General features: G+C 43.4%; 18 protein-coding genes and 1 other RNA gene. 10 read left to right on the forward strand and 9 right to left on the reverse strand.

Going from position 1 to position 24,481, the window contains the following annotated elements; all coding sequences use genetic code 11:
- Nucleotides 1-33 precede the first annotated feature (33 nt).
- From rnpB to DK415_RS02495, 6 genes are all read left to right on the forward strand, one after another.
- An RNA gene (gene rnpB / locus DK415_RS02470) (RNase P RNA component class A) lies at nt 34-422 on the forward strand.
- Nucleotides 423-586: 164 nt separating this feature from the next.
- The gene (htpX, locus tag DK415_RS02475) at nt 587-1,456 is read left to right on the forward strand and encodes a protease HtpX (protein WP_109432538.1); all 870 of its coding nucleotides are present in this window, start codon (nt 587-589) and stop codon (nt 1,454-1,456) included.
- A gap of 240 nt (nt 1,457-1,696) precedes the next feature.
- Nucleotides 1,697-2,686, forward strand: coding sequence for a phenylalanine--tRNA ligase subunit alpha (pheS, locus tag DK415_RS02480; protein ID WP_109432307.1), 990 nt, complete (start codon nt 1,697-1,699; stop codon nt 2,684-2,686).
- Nucleotides 2,687-2,705: 19 nt separating this feature from the next.
- Entirely contained in the window at nt 2,706-5,096 is a 2,391-nt protein-coding gene (gene pheT / locus DK415_RS02485; RefSeq protein WP_109432308.1) for a phenylalanine--tRNA ligase subunit beta, read from the forward strand.
- Between the two features lie 3 nt (nt 5,097-5,099).
- Entirely contained in the window at nt 5,100-5,396 is a 297-nt protein-coding gene (locus tag DK415_RS02490) for an integration host factor subunit alpha (protein WP_006718254.1), read from the forward strand.
- A 66-nt stretch (nt 5,397-5,462) separates the two neighbouring features.
- Nucleotides 5,463-5,945, forward strand: coding sequence for a C40 family peptidase (locus tag DK415_RS02495; protein ID WP_109432309.1), 483 nt, complete (start codon nt 5,463-5,465; stop codon nt 5,943-5,945).
- Nucleotides 5,946-6,048: 103 nt separating this feature from the next.
- On the opposite strand, the gene ttcA is transcribed toward DK415_RS02495, so the two are convergent.
- From ttcA to icd, 3 genes are all read right to left on the reverse strand, one after another.
- Complete coding sequence (gene ttcA, locus DK415_RS02500) at nt 6,049-6,981, reverse strand: tRNA 2-thiocytidine(32) synthetase TtcA (protein ID WP_109432310.1); 933 nt, start codon at nt 6,979-6,981, stop codon at nt 6,049-6,051.
- A gap of 153 nt (nt 6,982-7,134) precedes the next feature.
- Entirely contained in the window at nt 7,135-9,741 is a 2,607-nt protein-coding gene (gene acnB, locus DK415_RS02505) for a bifunctional aconitate hydratase 2/2-methylisocitrate dehydratase (protein WP_109432311.1), read from the reverse strand.
- A 45-nt stretch (nt 9,742-9,786) separates the two neighbouring features.
- On the reverse strand, nt 9,787-11,031 hold the full coding sequence (gene icd / locus DK415_RS02510; RefSeq protein ID WP_109432312.1) for an NADP-dependent isocitrate dehydrogenase: 1,245 nt from the start codon (nt 11,029-11,031) through the stop codon (nt 9,787-9,789).
- Between the two features lie 265 nt (nt 11,032-11,296).
- On the opposite strand from icd, the gene DK415_RS02515 reads away from it, so the two are divergent.
- Nucleotides 11,297-12,571 carry a citrate synthase gene (locus DK415_RS02515; RefSeq protein WP_109432313.1) on the forward strand — a complete coding sequence of 425 codons (1,275 nt, stop codon included), beginning with the start codon at nt 11,297-11,299 and terminating at the stop codon, nt 12,569-12,571.
- Nucleotides 12,572-12,630: 59 nt separating this feature from the next.
- Here the strand turns inward: DK415_RS02515 and DK415_RS02520 are convergent, their stop codons facing one another.
- Both DK415_RS02520 and DK415_RS02525 read right to left on the reverse strand, forming a co-directional pair.
- Nucleotides 12,631-14,685: a TonB-dependent receptor plug domain-containing protein gene (locus DK415_RS02520; RefSeq protein ID WP_109432314.1), complete on the reverse strand. Its 2,055-nt coding sequence runs from the start codon at nt 14,683-14,685 to the stop codon at nt 12,631-12,633.
- 1 nt (nt 14,686) lies between these two features.
- Entirely contained in the window at nt 14,687-15,184 is a 498-nt protein-coding gene (locus DK415_RS02525) for a hypothetical protein (RefSeq protein WP_109432315.1), read from the reverse strand.
- 157 nt (nt 15,185-15,341) lie between these two features.
- Here DK415_RS02525 and DK415_RS02530 point away from each other — a divergent pair, with 157 nt between their 5' ends.
- Genes DK415_RS02530 through DK415_RS02540 form a run of 3 tightly spaced genes read left to right on the forward strand, consistent with a single transcriptional unit; the run spans nt 15,342 to nt 18,105 of the window.
- Complete coding sequence (locus tag DK415_RS02530) at nt 15,342-16,346, forward strand: iron ABC transporter substrate-binding protein (RefSeq protein ID WP_109432316.1); 1,005 nt, start codon at nt 15,342-15,344, stop codon at nt 16,344-16,346.
- The gene (locus DK415_RS02535) at nt 16,346-17,359 is read left to right on the forward strand and encodes a FecCD family ABC transporter permease (RefSeq protein ID WP_109432317.1); all 1,014 of its coding nucleotides are present in this window, start codon (nt 16,346-16,348) and stop codon (nt 17,357-17,359) included. The genes DK415_RS02530 and DK415_RS02535 overlap by 1 nt, the downstream gene beginning before the upstream one ends.
- Nucleotides 17,356-18,105, forward strand: coding sequence for an ABC transporter ATP-binding protein (locus DK415_RS02540; RefSeq protein ID WP_109432318.1), 750 nt, complete (start codon nt 17,356-17,358; stop codon nt 18,103-18,105). The genes DK415_RS02535 and DK415_RS02540 overlap by 4 nt, the downstream gene beginning before the upstream one ends.
- A gap of 86 nt (nt 18,106-18,191) precedes the next feature.
- On the opposite strand, the gene DK415_RS02545 is transcribed toward DK415_RS02540, so the two are convergent.
- From DK415_RS02545 to DK415_RS02560, 4 genes are read right to left on the reverse strand one after another with little or no spacing between them, the layout of a single operon-like run.
- Nucleotides 18,192-19,604 carry an efflux transporter outer membrane subunit gene (locus DK415_RS02545; RefSeq protein ID WP_109432319.1) on the reverse strand — a complete coding sequence of 471 codons (1,413 nt, stop codon included), beginning with the start codon at nt 19,602-19,604 and terminating at the stop codon, nt 18,192-18,194.
- A gap of 14 nt (nt 19,605-19,618) precedes the next feature.
- Nucleotides 19,619-20,746: an ABC transporter permease gene (locus DK415_RS02550; RefSeq protein ID WP_109432320.1), complete on the reverse strand. Its 1,128-nt coding sequence runs from the start codon at nt 20,744-20,746 to the stop codon at nt 19,619-19,621.
- Nucleotide 20,747: 1 nt separating this feature from the next.
- Nucleotides 20,748-23,492, reverse strand: coding sequence for a ribosome-associated ATPase/putative transporter RbbA (gene rbbA / locus DK415_RS02555; RefSeq protein ID WP_109432321.1), 2,745 nt, complete (start codon nt 23,490-23,492; stop codon nt 20,748-20,750).
- Nucleotides 23,493-23,494: 2 nt separating this feature from the next.
- Nucleotides 23,495-24,475 carry an HlyD family secretion protein gene (locus DK415_RS02560; RefSeq protein WP_109432322.1) on the reverse strand — a complete coding sequence of 327 codons (981 nt, stop codon included), beginning with the start codon at nt 24,473-24,475 and terminating at the stop codon, nt 23,495-23,497.
- Between the last annotated feature and the right edge of the window lie 6 nt (nt 24,476-24,481).

Genomic DNA, 24,481 nt, shown 5'->3' on the forward strand with positions numbered 1-24,481 from the left:
CTTTCCGGCGGCATTTACGCTATACTGCGCGCCTGAGTTGGTCAGGCAATCGCCGGTCTATTGAAGCCTCTAACATCGCGTAAGCGTAAACTGGGGGACAAGTAGGCGGGAGGAAAGTCCGGGCTACACAGGGCAGAGTGCCGGATAACGTCCGGGGGGCGAGAGCCTACGACAAGTGCAGCAGAGAGCAAACCGCCGATGGCCCGCAAGGGATCAGGTAAGGGTGAAAGGGTGCGGTAAGAGCGCACCGTGCCGCCGGTAACGGTTGGTAGCAGGGTAAACTCCACTCGTAGCAAGACCAAATAGGAATCCAATGAATGGCCCGTTCAGGATTCGGGTAGGTTGCTTGAGCGCATGTGTAAATGTGCGCCTAGATGAATGATTGTCCACGACAGAACCCGGCTTATCGACCAACTCCCTTTTTCTTTTCAAAAACATTGTCAAAACCCACCGCACTTTTCTCTTTTTTCCAAGAAAACAAACATTTTTTCTCATTGAATTCATTGGCCTACTTGATTTTCCTTTTTTTGTCGCCATTATAGCCAAGCGTGTTTTTATTACTGTTTTATTTGGGAGTTTTTCATCTATGATGCGCATTTTACTTTTCCTTGCCACCAACATGGCAGTATTGTTGGTTTTTAACATCATTTTATCGTTAACCGGCATTCAATCTCGTGATGCGAGCGGTTTAATGCTATTTGCCGCATTATTTGGTTTTGCGGGATCTATTATTTCTCTATTGATGTCCAAAACCATGGCAATTCGTTCTGTGGGGGCTGAAGTGATTCAACAACCGAGAAACGAAACAGAACGTTGGTTGTTGGACACCGTGTATTCACAAGCGGATCGTGCCGGTTTGCCGCGCCCGGAAGTAGCGATTTATCATTCTGCTGATGTGAATGCGTTTGCCACCGGCGCAAGCAAAAACAATTCGTTAGTGGCGGTGAGTACCGGATTGTTAAATAAAATGACCCGTGGCGAAGCGGATGCAGTCTTAGCGCATGAAGTCAGTCACATTAAAAACGGCGATATGGTGACCATGGCGTTATTGCAAGGTGTGCTGAATACTTTCGTGATTTTCTTATCACGAATCATTGCAAACGTGGTGGCGAACTCCCGCAATCAAGGCAATGAAAGCTCAAGCAATTCCGGGATCTATTTCTTAGTTTCGATGGTGCTTGAAGTCGTATTTGGTTTCTTGGCAAGCATGATCGCCATGTGGTTCTCCCGCCAACGCGAATTCAGAGCCGATGCAGGTTCAGCGAATTTAGTGGGTAAGCAAAAAATGATTGATGCGCTAAAACGCTTACAAAACTTGCATGAACCGGAAGAGCTGGAAGGCTCCACCTTGGCAGCATTTGCCATTAACGGTAAACGTGGTGGCGGCTTAAAAGAATTATTCTTAAGCCACCCGCCGTTGGAAAAACGTATTGAAGCATTGCAACAGTTACCTTAAGAGTAAAATTTTAATAAATAGAGGCTTTTTTAAGCCTCTATTTTTTATCCAAAGAAAATGGCTGAAAAGTTTCAGTTGAAATATAAACGGAAGAATAAAGTGCGGTCATTTTTCTCGATAAATCTTCGTTTTATTACGGAATAATTTCCGCGGTCATAGATAAATCGCGTGATTTTCTAAGCAGTTAGTATTATTATTGACAGTATTTTTTAGATAGATTAATCATCACAGAGGATATTTATGCAGCATCTTAAAGAGCTTGTGGATAAAGCAAGAAATGCCATAGACAACATTGAAGATAAAAGCCTTGCCGCGCTTGATGAAATTCGCGTGGAATATTTTGGTAAGAAGGGTCATTTTACCCAATTAATGCAAGAATTGCGCAACGTGGCGGCGGAAGAACGTCCGGCAATGGGCTCGAAAATTAACGAAGCCAAACAAGCCGCATTAGATTTCTTAAATGCAAAAAAAGCGGAATGGGAACAAGCCCTGTTAAATGCACAATTGGAAAACGAACGCATTGATGTGAGTTTACCGGGACGCAAAGTAGAAATGGGCTGTTTACATCCGGTTTCTATTACCATTGAACGCGTGACCAAATTCTTCTCTGAACTCGGGTTTTCTGTGGAATCCGGCCCTGAAATCGAAAGCGATTATTACAATTTTGATGCCTTAAATATTCCTAAACATCACCCGGCGCGTGCTGATCATGATACGTTCTGGTTTAATCCTGAATTATTGTTAAGAACGCAAACTTCCGGGGTACAAATTCGTACCATGCAAAAACAACAACCGCCAATTCGCATTATGGCGCCGGGGCGCGTGTATCGTAACGATTATGACCAAACCCACACACCGATGTTCCATCAAATCGAATTGTTGTATGTGGATAAACATGCGAATTTCACTGAATTAAAAGGCTTATTGCACGATTTCTTACGTGCTTTCTTCGAAGAAGATTTACAAGTGCGTTTCCGTCCGTCTTACTTCCCATTCACCGAGCCTTCTGCCGAAGTGGATGTGATGGGTAAAAATGGCAAATGGCTAGAAGTGTTGGGTTGCGGTATGGTGCATCCTAACGTTTTACGTAATGTCGGCATTGACCCGAATGAATACTCCGGTTTCGCAGTGGGTATGGGGGTAGAGCGTTTAACCATGTTACGCTACAACGTCACAGATTTACGTTCATTCTTCGAGAATGATTTACGCTTTTTGAAACAGTTTAAATAATTTTGAGTGAGAGATAAGTATGAAATTTAGTGAACAATGGGTACGCGAATGGGTTAATCCGGCGATTTCTACGGAACAACTTTGCGAACAAATTACCATGTTAGGCTTGGAAGTTGATGGTGTAGAAAAAGTGGCCGGCGATTTCACCGGTGTTGTCGTTGGTGAAGTGGTGGAATGCGCACAACATCCTGATGCCGATAAATTACGCGTAACCAAAGTGAATGTCGGCGGTGAGCGTTTGTTAGACATCGTGTGTGGTGCACCGAATTGTCGTCAAGGCTTGAAAGTCGCTTGTGCTGTAGAAGGGGCTGAATTACCGGGTGATTTCAAAATCAAGAAAACCAAATTACGCGGACAACCTTCCGAAGGCATGCTTTGCTCGTTCAGCGAACTTGGTATTGAATCTGATGCGAATGGGATTATCGAATTGCCACAAGATGCGCCTATCGGTACCAATCTACGCGATTATTTAACATTAGACGACAGCGCTATTGAAATTAGCTTAACACCAAACCGTGCAGACTGTTTAAGCATTGCCGGCGTGGCGCGTGAATTGGCTGTGGTGAATAAACTTAACGAAAATCCACCGCACTTTGATGTGGTTAAACCGACCATTAGCGATAAAGTACAAATTGATGTTCAAGCTGCCGAAGCCTGTCCGCGTTATTTATTACGCGTGATTAAGAATGTCAACGTTAAAGCGCAATCACCGATGTGGTTACAAGAAAAATTGCGCCGTTGCGATATTCGTTCTATCGATCCCATTGTGGATGTCACGAACTATATTTTGCTTGAACTCGGTCAACCAATGCATGCTTTTGATATGGCAAAAGTAGCACAGCCGGTACAAGTTCGTATGGCAAAAGAAAATGAAGAGCTTGTATTGTTAGATGGCACCACAGCGAAACTTCAACCGAATACTTTGGTGATTGCCGACCAAAATGGCGCATTGGCAATGGCGGGGATCTTCGGTGGTGAAGCGAGTGGCGTGAATGTAGAAAACACAAAAGATGTGATTTTAGAAGCGGCATTTTTTGCGCCATTAGCGATTACCGGTCGTGCTCGTCAATATGGTTTGCATACAGATTCTTCTCATCGTTTTGAGCGTGGTGTGGATTTCGAATTGTCACGTAAAGCAATGGAAAGAGCGACCGCACTTTTATTAGAGATTTGCGGTGGTGAACCCGGTGAAATTTGTGAGGTCACTCATGAAGCCCATTTACCAAAACGTCAACAAGTTACATTACAACGTCACAAATTAGATGCGTTGCTTGGTCATCATATTGAAACAGAAACGGTAACCGATATCTTACAACGCCTTGGTTTACAGGTTTCTTACGCTAACAACAGTTGGACGGCCGTTGCGCCATCTTGGCGTTTTGATATTGAAATCGAAGAAGATTTAATTGAAGAAGTCGCGCGTATTTATGGCTATAACAGTATTCCAAATAATGCACCGTTAGCGCATTTGCGTATGCGTGAACATAGCGAAGCGGATATTGAATTATCGCGTATCAAAGCGGCATTAGTGAGTTGCGATTTTTATGAAGCCATTACTTATAGCTTTGTTGATCCGAAAATTCAAAGTTTACTACATCCGGAAATTAAGCCATTTATTCTACCTAATCCAATTTCTGTTGAAATGTCCGCGATGCGCGTTTCACTATTAACCGGATTGTTATGCGCAGTAAGTTATAACCAGAATCGTCAACAAAATCGTGTGCGTTTGTTTGAATTTGGTTTACGTTTTGTGCCGGATGAAAAAGCCGAATTCGGCGTACGCCAAGAACAAGTTTTTGCGGCAGTGATGACCGGTTCGAAAGCAAATGAACACTGGAGCGAAAAAGCAGCACCTGCCGACTTCTATGATTTAAAAGGTTATATTGAAAATTTACTTTCATTAAGTTCTGCTGGAAATCGCGCAAAATTTGTAGCAAAATCATACACAGCGTTACATCCGGGGCAATCTGCTGCAATTATGTTAGACGGAGAAGAAATTGGTTTTATCGGTCAACTTCATCCGACGATTGCACAAAAAATCGGTATCAATGGCAAGGCATTTGTGTGTGAAATTTCCATTGCGCATATTTCTCGTCGTGATATTGCGAAAGCAAAAGAAATTTCCCGCTTCCCGGCGAACCGCCGTGACTTAGCCCTTGTGGTTGCGGATAGTGTTGCAGCAGACGATGTATTAGACGCTTGTCGTGTTGCAGGCGGTAATAAATTAACGCAAGTGAATTTATTTGACGTTTACCAAGGTAGTGGCGTCGCAGAAGGTCATAAGAGCTTAGCGATAAGTCTCGTGATTCAAGACAATGAAAAAACCCTTGAAGAAGATGAAATTAACGCAGTAATTTCAGCGGTATTATCTGAGTTAAAACAACGTTTTAATGCTTACTTGAGAGATTAAACTATGACATTAACTAAAGTAGAACTCGCCGAGAATCTTATTGAGAAATTCCATCTCAGTAAACGTGAAGCCAAGGATTTAGTCGAAAGTTTCTTTGAGGAAATCCGAATTGCGTTAGAAACCGGGAATGACGTGAAATTATCCGGGTTTGGTAATTTTGAGTTACGCGATAAATCTTCTCGTCCGGGGCGTAATCCGAAAACCGGTGAAAGCGTGCCGGTTTCTGCTCGCCGTGTAGTGGTGTTTAAACCGGGACAAAAATTGCGTAATCGGGTAGAGAAAGTCAAACCGAAAGCCTAATAAGTATAAAAATAAGCTATCAATAATGTCCTTGTTGATAGCTTTTTAGTTTGAGATGTTCTATCAATGCGTGTTTTAAAATCTTTATTGCTTTGTGGTTGTGTGTTGGCGTTAGCTGCCTGTTCCGGCGGATACAAATCCTCGCGCATTAATTACAAAGGACAAATTAACGATCCCATTATGGCGATTGCTTTATTAAGCGAACAACAACATGAATGGGCGGGAACCCCTTATGTGCTTGGTGGGCTTGGTCGTAATGGTGTGGATTGTTCCGGTTTTGTGCAAACCACGTTTTTTGATCGCTTTGGCATAAAATTACCGCGTCAAACCAAAGATCAGGCTAAATACGGACAATATATCGAAAAAGCGGATATTCAAACCGGGGATTTAATTTTCTTTAAAACAGGCTTAGGTCCAAACGGTTATCATGTGGGAATTTATGTGAAAGAGGATAAATTTCTCCATGCCTCAACCAAAGGTGGTGTCGTTTATTCTTCCATGAATAGCGATTATTGGCGCAAAGCCTATTGGCAGGCGAGACGTATTTAAGTGATGTAGAAGAAAAGATAAATAAAAAAAGTGCGTATAAACGCACCTTTTTTATTTGTATGCACCTCGCACTAAAAGTGCGGTGGTTTTTAGCCACGTTTTTTTACTTCACTTCTTTAAAGGCAATCATCTCTTGTTCACTGAAATCAGTCTGATCTTCATCGTCAAATTGCATTGGTGTGATATTTTGCTCATCAAATGCAGTATCGCCCTCGATACCTTCAAGCGCTTGACCGTGTTTAATGCCTTTAAAGTTGAAAAGTTTCGGATCACATAAATGAGAAAGGGTAATGTTTTGCATAGCGCTAAACATGGTTTCCAAACGTCCCGGATATTGGCGATCCCAAGTGTTCAACATTTCTTTCACCACTTGTCGTTGCAAATTCGGCTGTGAACCGCACAGGTTACAAGGAATGATTGGGAATTGTTTCGCAACGGCGTATTTCTCAATGTCTTTTTCTTTGCAATAGGCAAGCGGACGAATCACAATTTGTTTGCCATCGTCAGAAATCAATTTTGGCGGCATGGATTTTAATTTTCCGCCGTAGAACATATTCAGAAACAGCGTCGCCAACATATCATCGCGATGATGCCCTAACGCAATTTTGGTTGCGCCAAGTTCGGTCGCTGTACGGTATAAAATCCCGCGACGTAAACGGGAACAAAGCGAGCAAGTAGTTTTACCCTCAGGGATTTTCTCTTTCACGATGCCATATGTGTTTTCTTCTACAATTTTGTAATCCACACCTATAGATTGCAAATATTCAGGCAAAATGTGCTCCGGAAAGCCCGGTTGTTTCTGGTCTAAATTCACTGCCACAATATCGAAATTGACCGGCGCATTTTGTTGCAAATTGAGCAAAATATCCAATAAAGTATAGCTGTCTTTCCCACCGGAAAGGCATACCATCACTTTGTCACCCTCTTCAATCATATTGAAATCGGCAATGGCATTGCCCACGTTGCGGCGTAGGCGTTTTTGTAATTTATTGAAATTGTAACTTTGTTTCTTTTCTGTTTGGCTTGCTGTATTCATTGTTTCTATTCGGTTATCTGGAAAGCGGCTCATTATATACGAAGCCTAAATTTTTGCATAAATGAATTGAAAAACACCGCTAAAACAAACCGCACTTTGATTCTGTAAACCAAAGTGCGGTGCTTTTTTATGGTGTTTTTAATTAACAATAAACTACACAGCCTGTTGGAAAATCACCTCATCTGCTTTTTTAGAATAGCTTAGTAGTTGGTCAAAATTCATGTAGCGATATATGTCGTCTTTTTCATCTTGCAAGCCATTTACATGAGCCAGATATTCTTCCGGTGTCGGTAGTTTTCCCAGTAAAGCAGAAACTGCCGCTAATTCTGCCGAAGCAAGATAAACCTGAGCGCCTTGGCCTAAGCGATTTGGGAAATTACGAGTCGAAGTCGAAACCACGGTGGCATTATTAGCCACACGAGCTTGGTTACCCATACAAAGTGAGCAACCCGGCATTTCAATACGTGCACCACTTTTACCATAAATGCTGTAGTAGCCTTCTTCCGTGAGTAAGGCAGCGTCCATTTTGGTTGGTGGTGCAACCCATAAACGTGTTGGGATCATGCCTTGGAACTTGTTGAGCAATTTACCTGCTGCACGGAAGTGCCCGATATTGGTCATGCAAGAACCTATAAACACCTCATCAATACGATCGCCTTGTACTTCAGATAATAAGCGAGCATCATCAGGGTCATTCGGCACGCAAAGAATTGGTTCTTTGATTTCATCTAAATTAATGTCGATGATAGCCGCATATTCAGCATCAGGATCCGCTTCAAGCAATTGCGGATTATCAAGCCAGGCTTGCATTGCTTTGATTCGGCGTTCAAGGGTACGTTTATCGTTGTAACCTTCTGCGATCATCCATTTTAATAGCGTAATATTCGAGGTGAGATATTCGATAATCGGTTCTTTGTTTAACCTAATCGTACAGGCTGCCGCAGAACGTTCAGCTGAGGCATCGGAAAGTTCAAAGGCCTGTTCGATTTTGAGATTTTCTAGACCTTCGATTTCTAAAATACGCCCTGAGAAAATGTTTTTCTTGCCTTGTTTTTCTATTGTCAGCAAGCCTTGTTGGATTGCGTAGTAAGGAATCGCATGAACGAGATCGCGTAAAGTAATGCCTGGTTGCATTTTTCCTTTAAAACGAACTAATACAGATTCCGGCATATCTAACGGCATAACGCCTGTTGCTGCAGCAAACGCGACTAATCCGGAACCCGCAGGGAAAGAAATGCCGATTGGGAAACGTGTGTGTGAATCCCCCCCAGTGCCGACGGTATCCGGCAACAACATGCGATTAAGCCAAGAGTGAATGACACCGTCTCCAGGACGTAAAGATACACCACCACGATTCATAATAAAGTCTGGCAAAGTATGGTGGGTAATTACATCGACGGGTTTGGGGTATGCTGCAGTATGGCAAAAGGATTGCATCACAAGATCCGCCGAGAAACCTAAACAGGCTAAATCTTTTAGTTCATCACGGGTCATCGGACCGGTTGTGTCTTGTGAACCGACAGACGTCATGCGGGGTTCGCAATATTGTCCCGGACGGATACCTTCTACACCACAGGCACGACCAACCATTTTTTGTGCCAAAGTGTAGCCTTTATTGCTCGCCTCGATCGATTGTGGTTTCACAAAGATGTTGCTTTCAGGTAAACCTAAGGCAGTGCGAGCTTTGTGGGTTAAACCTCGTCCAATAATCAATGGAATTCGCCCACCGGCACGGACTTCATCAAGTAGTACATTCGTTTTTAAACTAAATTCGGCTAAAACCTTATCTGTGCCATGGACGCAAATTTTGCCCGCATAAGGATAAATATCAATGACGTCACCCATATTTAACTGACTGACATCCACTTCAATTGGTAATGCACCTGCATCTTCTAACGTATTAAAAAAGATTGGGGCAATTTTTCCACCTAGTACTACACCACCGGTACGTTTATTCGGGATATAAGGAATATCTTCACCGATAAACCAGAGCACGGAGTTTGTCGCTGATTTACGAGAGGAACCTGTTCCCACCACATCACCCACATAAGCGAGTGGGAAGCCTTTATTCTTTAATTCATTGAGTTGTTTGATTGGCCCAATTTGAGTGGGTGCATCAGGCACGATGCCATCACGTGGCATTTTCAGCATCGCATTGGCATGTAGAGGAATATCCGGACGTGACCAAGCATCTTGTGCCGGAGAAAGATCATCGGTATTGGTTTCACCGGAAACTTTAAAGACCGTGACGGTAATTTTTTCGGCAAGTTTAGGACGAGAGGTAAACCATTCTGCATTAGCCCAAGATTGGAGTACTTGTTGAGCATAAGGATTTCCTTTTTCCGCTTTTTCTTGTACATCATGGAAATTATCGAACATCAATAAGGTATGAGACAGTTCAGTTGCAGCTATAGGGGCAAGGGTGGCATCATCAAGTGCATGTAGCAATGGTTCAATATTATATCCCCCTTGCATTTTACCTAAAATTCTCACCGCACTTTCCGGTGAAATTAGTGGGGTTGTGACTTTTTTGGTGCTGACAGCTGATAAGAATGAAGCTTTTACATACGCGGCCTCATCTACCCCGGCTGGAATTCGATTTTCAAATAAATCCAGTAAAAAGTCTTCTTTCCCCACAGGCGGATTTTTGAGTAATTCAATCAGTTCAGCCGTTTGTACTGCCGTTAAGGGCAGAGGTAGAATCCCCTGTGCAGCACGTTCATCAACATGTTTTTGATAGTTTTGTAGAAAGTCTGACATAGTCACTCCTAAATGTTCGAAAGGGAATCAAGCAGTAGAGTAAAGTTACATATTGGCAATAATATCTTGTGCAAATTCTGATGTTGAACGTAATGTGGCACCTTCCAACATTTCAGCAAAATCGAACGTTACGGTTTTATTGGCGATGGTTTTAGACACCGCGTTCACGACCAAATCAGCGGCTTCAACCCAACCTAAATGGCGTAACAACATCTCTCCGCTTAAAATTAATGAACCTGGGTTGCCTTTGTTCTGACCTGCAATTTTAGGCGCGGTGCCGTGAGTTGCTTCAAAAATAGCTGCTTCGTTGCCGATATTTGCCCCCGGTGAAATGCCAATGCCACCGACTTGGGCGGCAAGTGCATCTGAAATATAGTCCCCGTTAAGGTTTAATGTAGCAATTACGTCATAGTCGGAAGGATGAAGTAATACTTCTTGCAAAAAGGCATCGGCGATGCAGTCTTTAATAATGATGTCTCGTCCGTTTTTGGGATTAGTCAATCGCATCCATGGGCCTTGATCAATCACTTGCGCACCAAATTCTTTCGCAACCTCGTAGCCCCATTCTTTAAACGCACCCTCCGTAAATTTCATGATATTACCTTTATGTACTAAGGTGAGAGAAGTGCGGTCATTATCTAGGACGTATTGTAATGCAGCACGCACTAGACGCTGGGATCCTTGTTTGGAAACCGGCTTGATTCCGATTCCGCAATCCTGCGTAAAACGAATTTTTGTAACGTTCATTTCATCTTGCAAGAATTTGATGACTTTATCGGCCTCAGGTGAACCGGCAACCCATTCGACACCGGCGTAAATATCCTCGGAGTTCTCACGAAAGATTACCATATTCACTTTCTCAGGGTGTTTGACCGGGCTCGGTGTCCCCTCATAGTAACGAATTGGACGTAAACAATTGTAGAGATCCAAGCCTTGGCGCATAGCGACATTTAAAGAGCGGATACCTCCTCCAACAGGGGTCATTAAAGGACCTTTAATGGCAACATGATATTCACGAATTAGATCTAAGGTTTCAGACGGCAGCCATGTATTTTCCCCATATATTTCATTAGCTTTTCCGCCAGCATAAACTTCCATCCAGGCAATTTTACGTTTACCACCATAGGCCTTTTCTACTGCCGCATTAAGTACGGCTTGCATGGCTGGCGTTACATCCACCCCAATACCATCCCCCTCGATGAAGGGGATAATCGGATGGTTAGGAACCTGTAATGCGCCATCAATAAGTTGAATTTTTTCACCTTGTGGAATGTTGACTTTTGAACACATATCGACTCCTGTAATAAGAAAAAAGAAGGTATATAGCGATGGTTGATTGATTTGCCACGCCCCGTAGTTAATTAAACAATATCAGCATTGAAATAAAAAAAAATAGATACAAACTTAAAACGTTAGTTAGATCACATTTTTTTAACAAATTTATTATGTTCATATGAAAAATCTTGCATTTTTTATTTTATTAGTGCTAGTTTCCTCGAAAAGGCTTGATTTTACCTAACAGTTTACTTACTAAATACGTTAAAAGGAGGCTTGCATGTCAGCGACTAAAGTTACATTGACAATAGATAATCAAAATTATGATCTTGATGTACATAAAGGGACATTGGGATATGAGGCAGTAGATATTCGTCCATTAGCGAAGCATAAATTATTTGCCTACGATCCCGGTTTGGTTTCAACCGCGGTGTGTCGTTCTGAAATTACCTATGTTGATGGTGATGAAGGCATGTTGCTATACCGAGGTTACCCGATAGCGGATTTAGCCGATAAGTCGGATTATTTGGAGGTCAGTTATTTATTATTGTTTGGAGACCGCCCGACCAAGCAACAAGGCGAAGAGTTCAAAAATTTAGTAAAACGCCATACCTTAGTGCATGAACAGCTGACAAAATTTTTCCAAGGTTTCCGTCGAGACTCTCACCCAATGGCGGTGATGTGTGGCGTAAGTGGAGCACTTGCTGCGTTCTATCATGATGCAATCGATGTTGCTAACCCTGAACATCGTGAGCTCACCGCCATTCGTTTATTGGCAAAAATTCCGACGTTGGCTGCTATGTGTTATAAATATTCTATCGGTCAGCCGTTTATGTTCCCTCAAAATCATCTATCTTATGCAGCCAATTTCTTATATATGATGTTTGCCACTCCAAGTGAACCTTATGTGGTTAATCCGGTATTAGAACGAGCATTAGATAAAATTCTTATTTTGCATGCGGATCATGAGCAAAATGCATCGACTTCCACTGTGCGTACAGCTGCCTCATCAGGGGCGAATCCATTTGCTTGTATTGCTGCAGGGATTGCCTCACTTTGGGGGCCTGCACATGGAGGTGCTAATGAAGCTTGTATCAATATGTTAGAGGAAATTGGTACGGTTGATCGTATACCTGAGTTTATTGCCCGCGCTAAAGATAAAAATGATCCGTTCCGTTTAATGGGTTTTGGGCACCGGGTGTATAAAAATTACGACCCTCGGGCAAGAGTCATGCGTGAAATTTGCCACGAAGTATTAAATGAGCTGAAAATTAAAAACCCGCTATTAGATGTTGCTGTTGAATTAGAAAAAATCGCCCTCAGTGATCCGTATTTTATTGAGCATAAACTTTATCCAAACGTCGATTTCTATTCAGGTATTGTGCTGAAAGCGATCGGTATTCCAAAATCCATGTTTACGGTGATGTTCGCCCTTGCTAGAACTGTAGGTTGGATTGCGCATTGGAAAGAAATGCATAAACAAGGCGACTTTAAAATAGTTCGTCCTCGTCAAATTTATGTGGGGAGTGCTAAACGAGAATTTAGCGAAGAGTAAGAAAAAATTAAGCCCTGTTTTAACAGGGCTTAATTATTAATAAAGTACCGTTAAAGGTATTAGAAGCTATATTTCAAATTCGAGAAATAAACGCGTCCTTCTTCCGGATAACCGGCATGATAGTAGTAGTTTTTATCAAACAAGTTGGAAACGCCTGCTTCTACGCTGAATTGTTTTGTTACATCATAAATCACTTTTGCATTGGTAACACCAAAGCCGGAAAGTTTGACTAATTCTGCTTTTCTGCCAATGCCATCGGTACTATATCGACCCTGTTCCGCTTCTTGACTGATATAGAACGATAGATTTGGCACGACTTTCCAATCCACATAAGCAAAGAATTTATGTTTTGGAATATTGCGAATGATGTAGTTTGTGTTCATTTTATTTTTCGCACGAGTGTAGGTGTAATTTGCACCGAGTGTTAAGTTATCTGTCGCGAAAATAGTCGCCGCAAGTTCTACGCCTTTAAAGACTTCTTTGCCATAGTTGACATTCTTTTCCATGCCATTAGGTTGTTTTACCGGTTCAATAGCATCTTTGACTTCAGAATAGAACAAGGCACCGTCTAATCGTAACCAATCACCAAAGGTGTGCATATAACTGGTTTCATAGTGATATGCCGCTTCAGGGCCAAGGTATGGATTCGGTTCAGTAGAGCCAAATCGACGTGAATAACGATCTTTCATCGTTGGGAAGCGCGTTTTTTTAGCGAAACCAAGGGTGAATTCGTCATTTTGGTCGAAACTATGTACTAATTTGATTTGGTAATTGAAGGCATTTTTATTGCCAACATTAAACGGACAAAGCACATTCGTTTTGCCTAAGCTTTCACATCGATTTTCGCTTTCATAACTTTCCGCACGTTTTGCTTCGCGGTGATCAAAACTGACCCCTGTAATCAGCTTGGTTTGTTCTGAGAAGGTATGCGTATTTTCTAATCCGAAGCTATAAGTTCTGTCTTTACTTGTTTCAACCGGATCAAAACGGTTGTATTTCGGATACTCATTGTGTCCGCGATGCACATCGAATTTCGCAATAGAGGAGAATTTAATCAAATCTTTTTCGGTTAAATCGCCTCCTAACTCAATGCCTACGCCATAAGAATAATCTCTGTAATAGCTGTCCCCATTTTTGATGGATTTTTTAGGGCGAATCTTTAAGGTTTGTGTGCTAAATGTCTCATCGTCAAAACTAGAAAGTTTATTTTTAAATGTGTCGTAGAACACTTTTGTGTTGAGATACAGATGGCGGGAATTGAACTGCGTATGAGATAAGAAATAAATGCTGTCTTTATTCCATTCCGGCCAACGCCAATAACGGTCTTGGGAATTTTTGTTTGCACCGGAATATAAGGGTTGTTGTTTATTGCCTTTTTGAGTGGAAAGCACTAAGGCATATTCATCGGTCGTATTTGGGGTAAACGCCATTTTTAAGCTGAGTTTTTTATCCCGTTGTACGGAGTTTTCAGCACGACCGCCATCATCGCCTTTCGGATTGATTTGATGGTAATGTTTGGAAAGCTGTAATCCTTGTTTTTCTATGAAAGCGCCGCTTAATTGCGCGTAGAAATAGTCTTGTTTTGTACCTAAGTTAAAATAAGTTTGGTTTTTACCGGTATCACCGCTGCGACCGTGTGAGAAACCATAACCGATAGTCCCTTCAAAGGGGTGGCTTGGTTTTTGCGTAATCAGGTTGACCGCCCCGCCTAAAGTGTTGGCGCCATATAAGACGGAACTCGCACCTTTGGAAATATCCATACGGGATAAATCAAAGGTAGTGAAACGACCGATGTCCATATTACCGTCATAAGGCACATATACCGGAATCCCGTCAATAAAAATGGGCACACGGCGAGCATCAAAACCACGTACCAATAAATTATGCTCACTGCGCGCACCGCTACGTTCTAAAAAGACGCCCGGTGTGGTTTTTGCCACATCAGAAACGCGAATTTGGTTGTTTTTTTGTAAATCGGCTTGATTGGTTCGGGCGGTACTCAAATCAGTTGATTTATCGGCAATCACCTCAATTTGTCCAAGCGTAAAAACGTCTTCGGCATAGGCTGCAGCACAAGCCATGGCAATGGCTGTGCAAAGAAGTGTTTTTTTCATCTTAATGTCCTTTTAAATTAAAAACAGGCAAGTGGGAAGTGAAACGAAGTTGCAGCGCGAGGGTAACGGCAGCAAAAATCTTTTCATCGTTATGGGGAAAATTCTCCCGTAAAGTGCGGTGAGAATTTTTTACGTTTATTTTTCCTTCTGCCAATTCATCCAGTAAAACCGTTAAATCAAGGTTCAACTGTTCGGCAATTTGCGCAATCGAAAAATGCTCAAAAGTCATAATCAAGCGATCTAGGCTGCAATAACTTGGGTATTTGTTGTGTAAAACGAGATCGGCAAATTGTGTGTTGATTTTCACCAGTTTATTTTTCCGGTTAAGCATATGCAGTAACAACGCCACAACCAGTAACACGGCAAAAGTGATATGCACATAAAACAACGCGCTTATTTGCCAACCGAAAAATAATCCAGCGCCGCTTACCACCACGCACCACAAACTGATGAGCGATAGGCACAACAGCAAGAATTTATAGATCACCTCAAATTTCATCTTTTCTACCCAACTTGGTTTCGGGAAAATAACGATATGTATAAAAACATATAGCGAGATTATTCTAGCAATTTCGCGTTATATATTCAAAAACATATAGTGTTTCGGTAGAATTTGAATTTATTGATTTAATGACCGCTCTTTTAAGGATATTCACATGAAAAAATACTTTATCTTGTTATTTTCGCTGATTTTCGCGACAAACCTATGGGCAGAGAATACGCCTTCGGCTTTTCTGGCGGGGGAAGTTCCAGCATCTCAAACCATTGAGAAAGTGCTAAGTGCCGGCAACCCGAGTGATGTGCTATTGCTGTCGGTCGCACCACAAAAAATGGTGGGATTGGCGGGCTTTAATATGGCATCTCAGGGCGGTAAATTATTTCCTGCGGAACAACAAGTATTTCCGACGATTGGCAAAATTGCCGGTAAGGGCAGCACACTTTCTGCGGAAAAAATTGTGGCATTGCAGCCGAATTTGATTATTGATGTGGGGAATGTCACGCCGAATTATATTGACCAAGCCAAGCGTACTTTTGCGCAGACCGGCGTACCTTATTTATTATTAGACGGCAGACTTGCTGCCACGCCAAACACCTTGCGTGAACTAGGCAAATGGCTGGGCGTGGAACAATTAACGGAGCAGCAAGCGCAATATGCGGAAGAAACCTTAAAAAGTGCGGTCGATTTTTCTGGTGTTTTACAACAATCCGCCTACTTGGCGCGCAGTGCTGACGGTTTGCAAACGGGGCAAAAAGGTTCTATTCATACTGAAGCCATGGAGTTGGTAGGCTTGCGCAATGTAGTGGAAGGGGAACACAAAGGCTTAACGCAAGTGTCTATGGAGCAGTTGTTGCTTTGGAATCCCGACATCATTCTGACGCAATATGCCGAATTTTTCCAAACCATCAAAAATAATCCGCAATGGAGTCAATTAAGTGCGGTGAAAAATCAGCGCGTTTTTTTCATTCCTAACCAGCCGTTCGGTTGGCTCGATTCACCGCCAAGTTTGAATCGCTTGCTTGGCGTGCGTTGGTTACAACATTTGCTAAGCAACAAGCCGATGGCAGACTTCGCGCCGGAAGTGCAGCATTTTTATAAATTGTTCTACCATATTGAACTGTCAACTGCACAGGCGGAGCAACTGCTGAAACAAGGACAATAATGCAACAATTTATCCAACGTTCCCCACGAATTTTCTTTTTGCTGCTGATTGCGTTGTTAATCGGCAGTATTTTGTTTGCCTTGAATGTGGGGAAATTTCCCATTTCACCCAGCCAATTATGGCAAACGGTAGTTTGTTCATTGGATTCGCAATGCAACGTAGATTCACCGATTCACACTGTGTTATGGCAAATTCGTTCTCCGCGTATTGTGGTGGCGTGTTTAGTGGGCGCCGCGTTGGCTTGTGCGGGGGCAACCTACCAAGGCATGTTTAAAAACCCGTTGGTTTCACCGGATATTTTAGGTGTTTCCGCAGGGGCAGGATTGGGCGCGTCTTTGGCGATTTTTTATAGTTTGCCGATGTTTTACATTCAGCTGTTTGCTTTTATTGGTGGTATTTCTGCGGTGTTTTGTGTCTCGCTCCTTGCTTCTCGTAGTAAGGAGCAAGACCCGATTTTGGTTTTAGTGCTTGCCGGCATCGCCATCGGCTCTTTGCTCGGTGCGGGTATTTCCTTATTGAAAATTCTTGCCGATCCGTTTACCCAACTGCCTTCCATCACGTTTTGGTTGCTTGGTAGTTTAACCGCCATCACCCCGAAAGATGTGTTACAACTGGTACCGATTTTAATTCTTGGCATGATGCCGTTATTTTTATTGCGTTGGCGTTTAAATTTGCTTTCCTTGGAAGAGGAAGAAGCGCGCAGTTTAGGTGTGCCGATTAAAGCGACCCGTTACATTTTGATTATTTTCACCACCATTTGCACCGCAAGTGCGGTGTCGATTATAGGCATTATCGGTTGGGTCGGATTGCTTGTGCCACACATTGCCCGCTTGTTGGTGGGGGCGAATTTTATTCTGTTGTTGCCAACTTCTTTGTTGCTTGGCGCCAGTTTTCTGTTATTAACAGATACCTTAGCTCGTACCATTGCCGGCATTGAATTACCGTTGGGGATTCTCACCTCTGCGTGCGGCGCGCCGTTCTTCCTTTATTTGTTATTGCGGGGCAGACGATGAATTTGATCGAAACCCATGATTTAGCCATTGGTTATGGCAACAACGTTTTAATAAACAACATCAATTTCTGTTTACAGGAAAAACAAATTTGTTGTTTATTGGGGGCTAATGGGGCGGGAAAGAGTACCTTCTTGAAAACCTTGCTCGGTTTACAACCCGCATTACAAGGCGAAGTCTGCTGGCAACAACAGCCGCTTTCTGCTTATACACAGGCAGAATTGGCACGCAATATCGCTTATGTGCCACAGGCGCACCAACATTTATTTCCGTTTTTGGTGCAAGACATGGTGTTGATGGGGCGCTCAGCCTTTTTGAAGTGGTATCAAGCGCCGACAGCGGAAGACAAAGAGTTGGCGCTGTCCACCCTTGCCGGTCTTCAAATTGAACATCTTGCCAAACGTTACTATCCCGAATTGAGCGGCGGAGAGAAACAACTTGTACTCATTGCTCGAGCCATTGCGCAGCAAGCCAAATTGTTGGTGATGGACGAACCGACAGCGAGTTTGGATTTTGGCAATCAAATTCGCGTGTTAGAAAAAATTAAACAGCTCCAAGCACAAAATATCGCCTTGCTGATCACTACCCATAATCCGCAACAAGCGATGTATTTAGCCGAAAATATTTTGCTACTCGATCAGCAATACGGGTGCCAACAAGGCGCTCGAGAATCCCTTTTGACCTTGGAAAACTTAGCAAAAATCTACCGCACTTCAACCACACAGCTACAGCAACATTTGCGTTTTTAACGATTCTTGACAGCCAACCTTTGTTCTAAAAAAACGAAAGTGCGGTCATTTTTGAGGGCGTTTTTATCAAAGAGATATGGCCGCATTTATTCCTGCCAGCCGCCACCTAATGCCTTGTATAAATTAATCAAGTTTTTTGCACCAGCCAAACGGCTTTGAATCAGTCGATTTTGATAATCCAACGCAGTCAGTTGCGCCATCAGTGCGTTATCTAACGTTTTCTCGCCATATTTAAACAATTTCTCTGCGTTGATCGCTTGTGTCTGTGCTTGTCGGTAAGCCGTTTGCAACAGCTGAGTTTTGCGATTTAACGCCGCTTGAGCTTGATAGCTATTATCCACATCGGCAAGCGCTTGTAACAACGCTTTGTCATATTGCAACAGTGCGGTTTTTAGGCGGGCATCCGAGGCGTTAATGTTGGCTTGAATGCGTCCGTTGGTAAAAATCGGTAGGTGAATGCCTAAATTGAGCAAATTGCCCCAGCCTTTTAAATCGGGAATGTCTGTGTTGATGTCGATACGTCCTGTTTGCCCTAAAAATTGAATATCAAAGCGTGGATAAAGATCGGCTTTGGCGGACGCCAGTTTTGCAGCACGGGCTTGTACTTGGGCTTTATAGGCACGTAAATCCGGGCGACGTTCCAATATATCACCGGGAACCACCCCACGGGGCACTGGCGGTAAAACGCCAAGAAAATCGACCGCACTTGGGATGAGATGAAATCCCTGTGGCGGTTGCCCGATCAGTACGGCAATGGCACGTTCATTAGCAGCGATTTGGGCTTTTAGTGTGGCTTGTTGCGCTTGCACGGCACTGATTTGGCTTTCTACTTGCAACATCTCATTGGCATTAGTTTGCCCCGCGCGGAAACGACCTTCCACATAATGCTTTAATTGACGTAAGCGTTTTTCGGTTTGTTGCAATAACGCTTGTTGTTGCGTTAGGGCCGCAATATTGGCGTAGCTTTCGGCAATTTGTCCGGCAACTAACATTTGTGCGGCATAAACCTGTTGTTGAGCACCTAATACGGCAGCTTTCGCCGCATCGCGATCACTTCGTTTTTTACCGAAAAAATCCAATTCCCAACTTGCGGAAATACCGGCCGATTGCACATTGCCTGACCGATCATAAGAACGGTGGGTGAGCGGATTTTTCACATGCGTGTACATTAATCCTGCCGTACTTTGCGCCCCTACTTGGGGGCCAAGATCCGCTTGGGTATATTGACTGATTGCCTGTGCTTCCAATAACCGTGCTTTGGCGATTTCAATATCAAAGTTATGTTTTAATCCCTGTTCAATGAGTTGAGTCAGTTGCGGATCTCGCCAGTTTTGCCACCAACGGGTGATTTCTGTGGTTGATTGGATGGTTGCTGCATTTTGTATCTGTTCAAATTGCGCAGGAATGTTCACTTTTGATGACAAATCAACATGGGTTGTACAGCCGGTTAGTGCAATAAATATCGCGATGAGACTGAGTTTAGGCGTGATCTTTTTCATAACCTTTTCCTTCTTTAACCTTGGCGTGACAACATGGATTTGAACTGGGCTAATGCCACGCTTAAAAATAAAGCACCTAATGCTGCAATTTTGACTAATTTATCCCACACCAAGTCGATGCCGGCGCCACGAAATAACACATCTTGTGCGTAAGCGCCAAAAATGGTAGTGGGTGACAGTTGGGTGAGTTGTTGTACGATCTCCGGCATATTGTCCACCGGCGACATAGTGCCGGAAAGCATATACATGACGATATACACGGGCAGCACTAATAAGCCAAATTGGGGCATGGTAGGGGCGAAAATCGCCAACATAATGCCGAGCGAAGCAATAGTGAAAATAAAGACGGCAGCACCTAACAAATATAAGGAAAATGCGCCTGGCGGCAATGGCGTACCGATGATTTTATGCACCACAAAATAGAGAGAAAAAGCCACCACGGTCAGTAACACCAATTCGTTTGCCAAAATTTTAGCGATGGCAATTTCGCTGGAGCGTACCGGCATGACCAATATATGTTCTAATGTGCCGCGTTCCCGTTCACGAATCACTGCCGCGCCCACCAGTAACATGGTCAGCAAATTGAGATATCCCACAATATTCATGCCCCCCATAAACCAACTGCTTGAAAAATTAGGGTTATAAAGGACGTTAATGGTTGGTTCAATAAGAAGGCGATGAGCTTGACGAGCGTGTAGAAAATCGTTCATTTCTTCACGAAATATTTGGGATATATAAGAAACACCAATAGCTGCTTGAGTCATTGCTGTGGCATCGGATAATAATTGAATAGACGGATTATGCCCCGCCAAAACATCCCGTTCGTAATTGGGCGGAATATCCAAAATAAATGTGTATTCTCCGGTATCCATTAAGCGATCCGCTTCGTTGGCGTTGATGGTGTGCACTTTACGGAAATTCGGCGCAATAAGGCTTTGTTGTAAACGATAGGAGAGCGCGGAATGATCGTGATCAACAATGGCCACAGAAGCGTTTTTCACTTCTAAGGTAATGGAATTGGCAACGGAGTAAACGGCGGCGGTAAACATATAAACGATTAATACCACCAACACCGGGTCAGAGAATAAGCTGCGTAGTTCTTTGCCTGATAAATACATTACATTTTTTATCCATCTGAACATCTTATTTCTCCTGTTTTTTCAGCAATGCCACCGCGCCACAGAAATACACGGCATAAATGGTGAGCAAAGCGCCGTAGCTGCTAAGGAAATCCATAAAGCCTAAGCCTTTGGTAAAACCACCTAAGCTGATAATAAGGAACCAATAGCCGGGAAATAACTGTGCAATCACATAAATATGAGAAGGCAGAGTTGAGGTTGGATAGACCATGCCGGAGAAGTTTAACGTTGGGATGAGTATAACGATTGCCGTGGCAAAAATGGCGGCAATTTGCGATTTTACAAAACAGGACACCAATAAACCAAATGCGGTGGAAGCAGTAATAATAAAGAGGGCCCCTAAGGTCATCGCCCACATAGAACCTTTGACCGGAACACCAAATACCACCACGGCAATCCACACCATAATCAAATAGCTGATAAACGCCAGCACAATATAAGGCAGTTGTTTACCGAGTAAAAATTGCAGGGTATCGGCAGGACAACCGTACAAATTCATAATGGAGCCGATTTCTTTTTCTCTTACTACGCCTAGCGCCGTCATCATGGCCGGAATTAACATCATCGCCAACATAATAATACCCGGTGTCATGGCAAAAATACTTTTGAAATCTTGATTGTACACAAAACGGGGCGTTAATAAGCTGGAATTGGGCAGCGTAATGCCTTGCTGTTGCAAGCTTTCTTGAACATATTGTGTGAGCACACCGACCACCGAACCGCGCAGATTTTCTGCGGTAGAAGGAAATGCACCATCAATGAAAAAACCGACTTCCGGCGTTTGTTGGCGTAACACTTTTTTGCCGAAATTAGACGGAATTTCAATCACCAATTTGACTGTTGAGGCTTGCAAAACCGCATTGATTTCTTGTTCGGAATGAATATCGGGTTGACGAACAAAATAACCGGAGCCGCTAAAATATTCCGTAAAACGGCGACTTTCCGAACTGTTATCATAATCCAGTACGGTGAAATTTGAGGGATGTACGTCAAAAGAAATGCTGGACGCCATGGTGAAAAGCATAATGACTGGGCCGAGCAATGCGAAAAATAAACGGATTCTATCACGCAAAAGCTCTTTGCCTTCACGCACTGCAAACGTCCATACGAGCGACCACCAAGCGAGCCAGCCGGTTTCTGTTGCAGTTGTAGAAACGTCTGTAAAATCGACCGCACTTTTTTTTGTCTTTTCTGTTGGTGGCACCGTAATGTCATCGGCTTGTTCTTCCAAATAACAAATAAAGGCTTCTTCTAAGGTCGATACTTTTTTCTCTAAACGTAAAGCTTCCGGTGTACCGACCGCCAATACACGGCCACGGTGCATAAAGGAAATTCGGTCACAACGTGCCGCTTCATTCATAAAATGAGTTGTGACAAAAATCGTAATTTTGTCTTCACGGGAAAGTTTTATCAGGTATGCCCAAAACATATCCCGTGCGGCGGGATCCACACCCGAAGTCGGTTCGTCTAGTATCAACACTTCCGGTTTATGCAAACAGGCGGCAGCAAGTTGTAAACGCTGACGAATGCCAAGAGGCAGGGCAGAAGGATATTCATCGGCAAAATGGAGTAAGTCGAATTGCTGCATAACGGCTTGCACATATTGCGTCCATTGAGCGCGTGGGATTTGATATAGCTTGGCGTGCAGCATGAGATTTTGTGAAACGCTCAGTTCTTCGTACAGCGAAAAGGCTTGTGACATATAGCCCACGCGTTTTCGGGTATCGATGTTACTTGCATCAATGGGCTGACCGAGCAATGTTGCCGTGCCTTCTGTGGGTTCCAATAAGCCGGTGAGCATTTTCATGGTGGTGGATTTTCCGCAACCATTAGATCCTAAAAAACCGAAAATTTCCCCTTTAGGAATAGTAAAACTCACATTATCCACAGAAACAAAATCACCGAATTTTTTGGTGAGTCCGGTGGCTGTAATCACCGGTGGTTGATTCGGTTCCGGCGTAAAGGACGGAATATGAAAGCCATTTAACCCACCTCGTTTTTCCGGCGGAAGCAGTTTGATATAGCTTTCCTCCAGATTCGCACTTTGGGTTTCTGCAATAAGTTGTTGGGTCGGCGCATTGGCGATCAATTTGCCGTCATCCATGGCGAGAACATGTTCAAAGCGTTCTGCTTCATCGATATATGCCGTTGAAACAATAACGGTCATGCCGTCTTCTTCTTGGCGTAAATCATCCACTAATCGCCAAAATTGACGGCGAGAAAGAGGATCCACGCCGGTGGTGGGTTCATCCAAAATTAACAAATCGGGGCTATGTACCAAAGCACAACACAGACTCAGTTTTTGTTTCATACCGCCTGATAATTTACCGGCAGCACGTTTGGCAAAGGGCACAAGCCCTGTGGCATTAAGTAAGCGCTGAATGCGATCGTGACGTTGCTGCTTGTTTAAGCCGAACAAACGCGCGTGGAAATCAATGTTTTCATAAATAGACAGGGTGAGATAGAGGTTTTTCCCAAGCCCCTGAGGCATAAACGCAATTTGATGGGAAAGTGTGTCACGGGCTTTTTTCTCGGCAACATTCAGTCCAAATACCTGCACAGAACCCGTTTGAAGGATTTTTACGCCGGCGATTAGTGACAACAACGTGGATTTTCCCACACCGTCCGGGCCGATTAAGCCGACAGTCGTTCCGCGCGGAATTTGGAGGGTGACATCTGAAAGTGCGGTGGTTTTTCCGTACGAATGTGATAGATGTTCAACCGAAACAGCAAAAGGGGCAGTGCTCATGGCTAGTCACCTTGCGGCAATTTGACATCCAACCGTTCCACCCACTGCACCTGCGGGTCATATTTAACGTAGCCTATTGCCGTCATGCCACCTTTTAATAGGCCTTTATATTTCAAGGCAATATCCACAGGAATTTGTAATTTCACTTTGAACATCAATTTTGCGCGTTCTTCGGTGGTTTCGACAGATTTAGGGGTAAATTGCGCATTGTGAGCAACAAAAGTGATTTTGGCGGGGAAGACGGCGTTCATGCCATCAATGACAATGCGTGCTTCATCACCTAATTGAATCTGATTCATTTGCTGAGCGGTAAGAAACACATTGATATAGGTGTCTGTTGGATCCAGCACGCTGACGACTTTGCCACCGGCACCCAATACATTGCCTACTTCGGCAATTTGATATTCAAGTCGACCATCTTTCGGTGCCTTAATAATCATATCTTCATGTTGCGATTGGGCTTTTTCTAACTGTGCCTGCGCTTGAGCCACACCAGCTTCTGCTTCGGCTTTGGCGGCTTGAGTGGTATTTAGCGCGGCAAGAGAGGCGTTATATGCGGCTTGACGACGTTCTAATTCGGTCGTTGAAATGAGATTATCGTGGCGTAATTTGAAGGCGTTATCCAGTTCTAATTTCGCAACCTTGGTTTGTTGTTGACGGGCATCTATTTCTGCTAAGGCACGAGCCACTGTTTCTTCTGCCCGTTTTTTTTGCGCCAATGCGGCGGAAACCTGCGTTTGTGAAATGCTAGAAGAAAGACGCGCGAGCGGTTGATTGATTTTTACCTCATCACCTTCCTGCACCAAGATTTCTTCTACCCGTCCCGGATACAGGGTGGCGACATCTAATCGTTTTAACTCTAAACGTCCATTAACGGCAGCGATTCCTGCCAATTCTTCAGCTTGTAATTGTTGGTTCTTCCAAACGGCAAAACCTGCCGCACCTAAGATCACTAAACCTAACACTAAATATTTTCTAGTCATATCCAT

The sequence above is a fragment of the Aggregatibacter segnis genome (assembly GCF_003130075.1).
Classification (GTDB): Bacteria; Pseudomonadota; Gammaproteobacteria; order Enterobacterales; family Pasteurellaceae; genus Aggregatibacter; species Aggregatibacter segnis_A.

Excerpts from the sequence above, each read along its gene's own strand:
- htpX (WP_109432538.1), top strand. The coding sequence starts at position 587 with ATGATGCGCATTTTACTTTTCCTTGCCACCAACATGGCAGTATTGTTG.
- pheS (WP_109432307.1), top strand. The coding sequence starts at position 1,697 with ATGCAGCATCTTAAAGAGCTTGTGGATAAAGCAAGAAATGCCATAGAC.
- pheT (WP_109432308.1), top strand. The coding sequence starts at position 2,706 with ATGAAATTTAGTGAACAATGGGTACGCGAATGGGTTAATCCGGCGATT.
- DK415_RS02490 (WP_006718254.1), top strand. The coding sequence starts at position 5,100 with ATGACATTAACTAAAGTAGAACTCGCCGAGAATCTTATTGAGAAATTC.
- DK415_RS02495 (WP_109432309.1), top strand. The coding sequence starts at position 5,463 with ATGCGTGTTTTAAAATCTTTATTGCTTTGTGGTTGTGTGTTGGCGTTA.
- ttcA (WP_109432310.1), bottom strand. The coding sequence starts at position 6,981 with ATGAATACAGCAAGCCAAACAGAAAAGAAACAAAGTTACAATTTCAAT.
- acnB (WP_109432311.1), bottom strand. The coding sequence starts at position 9,741 with ATGTCAGACTTTCTACAAAACTATCAAAAACATGTTGATGAACGTGCT.
- icd (WP_109432312.1), bottom strand. The coding sequence starts at position 11,031 with ATGTGTTCAAAAGTCAACATTCCACAAGGTGAAAAAATTCAACTTATT.
- DK415_RS02515 (WP_109432313.1), top strand. The coding sequence starts at position 11,297 with ATGTCAGCGACTAAAGTTACATTGACAATAGATAATCAAAATTATGAT.
- DK415_RS02520 (WP_109432314.1), bottom strand. The coding sequence starts at position 14,685 with ATGAAAAAAACACTTCTTTGCACAGCCATTGCCATGGCTTGTGCTGCA.
- DK415_RS02525 (WP_109432315.1), bottom strand. The coding sequence starts at position 15,184 with ATGAAATTTGAGGTGATCTATAAATTCTTGCTGTTGTGCCTATCGCTC.
- DK415_RS02530 (WP_109432316.1), top strand. The coding sequence starts at position 15,342 with ATGAAAAAATACTTTATCTTGTTATTTTCGCTGATTTTCGCGACAAAC.
- DK415_RS02535 (WP_109432317.1), top strand. The coding sequence starts at position 16,346 with ATGCAACAATTTATCCAACGTTCCCCACGAATTTTCTTTTTGCTGCTG.
- DK415_RS02540 (WP_109432318.1), top strand. The coding sequence starts at position 17,356 with ATGAATTTGATCGAAACCCATGATTTAGCCATTGGTTATGGCAACAAC.
- DK415_RS02545 (WP_109432319.1), bottom strand. The coding sequence starts at position 19,604 with ATGAAAAAGATCACGCCTAAACTCAGTCTCATCGCGATATTTATTGCA.
- DK415_RS02550 (WP_109432320.1), bottom strand. The coding sequence starts at position 20,746 with ATGTTCAGATGGATAAAAAATGTAATGTATTTATCAGGCAAAGAACTA.
- rbbA (WP_109432321.1), bottom strand. The coding sequence starts at position 23,492 with ATGAGCACTGCCCCTTTTGCTGTTTCGGTTGAACATCTATCACATTCG.
- DK415_RS02560 (WP_109432322.1), bottom strand. The coding sequence starts at position 24,475 with ATGACTAGAAAATATTTAGTGTTAGGTTTAGTGATCTTAGGTGCGGCA.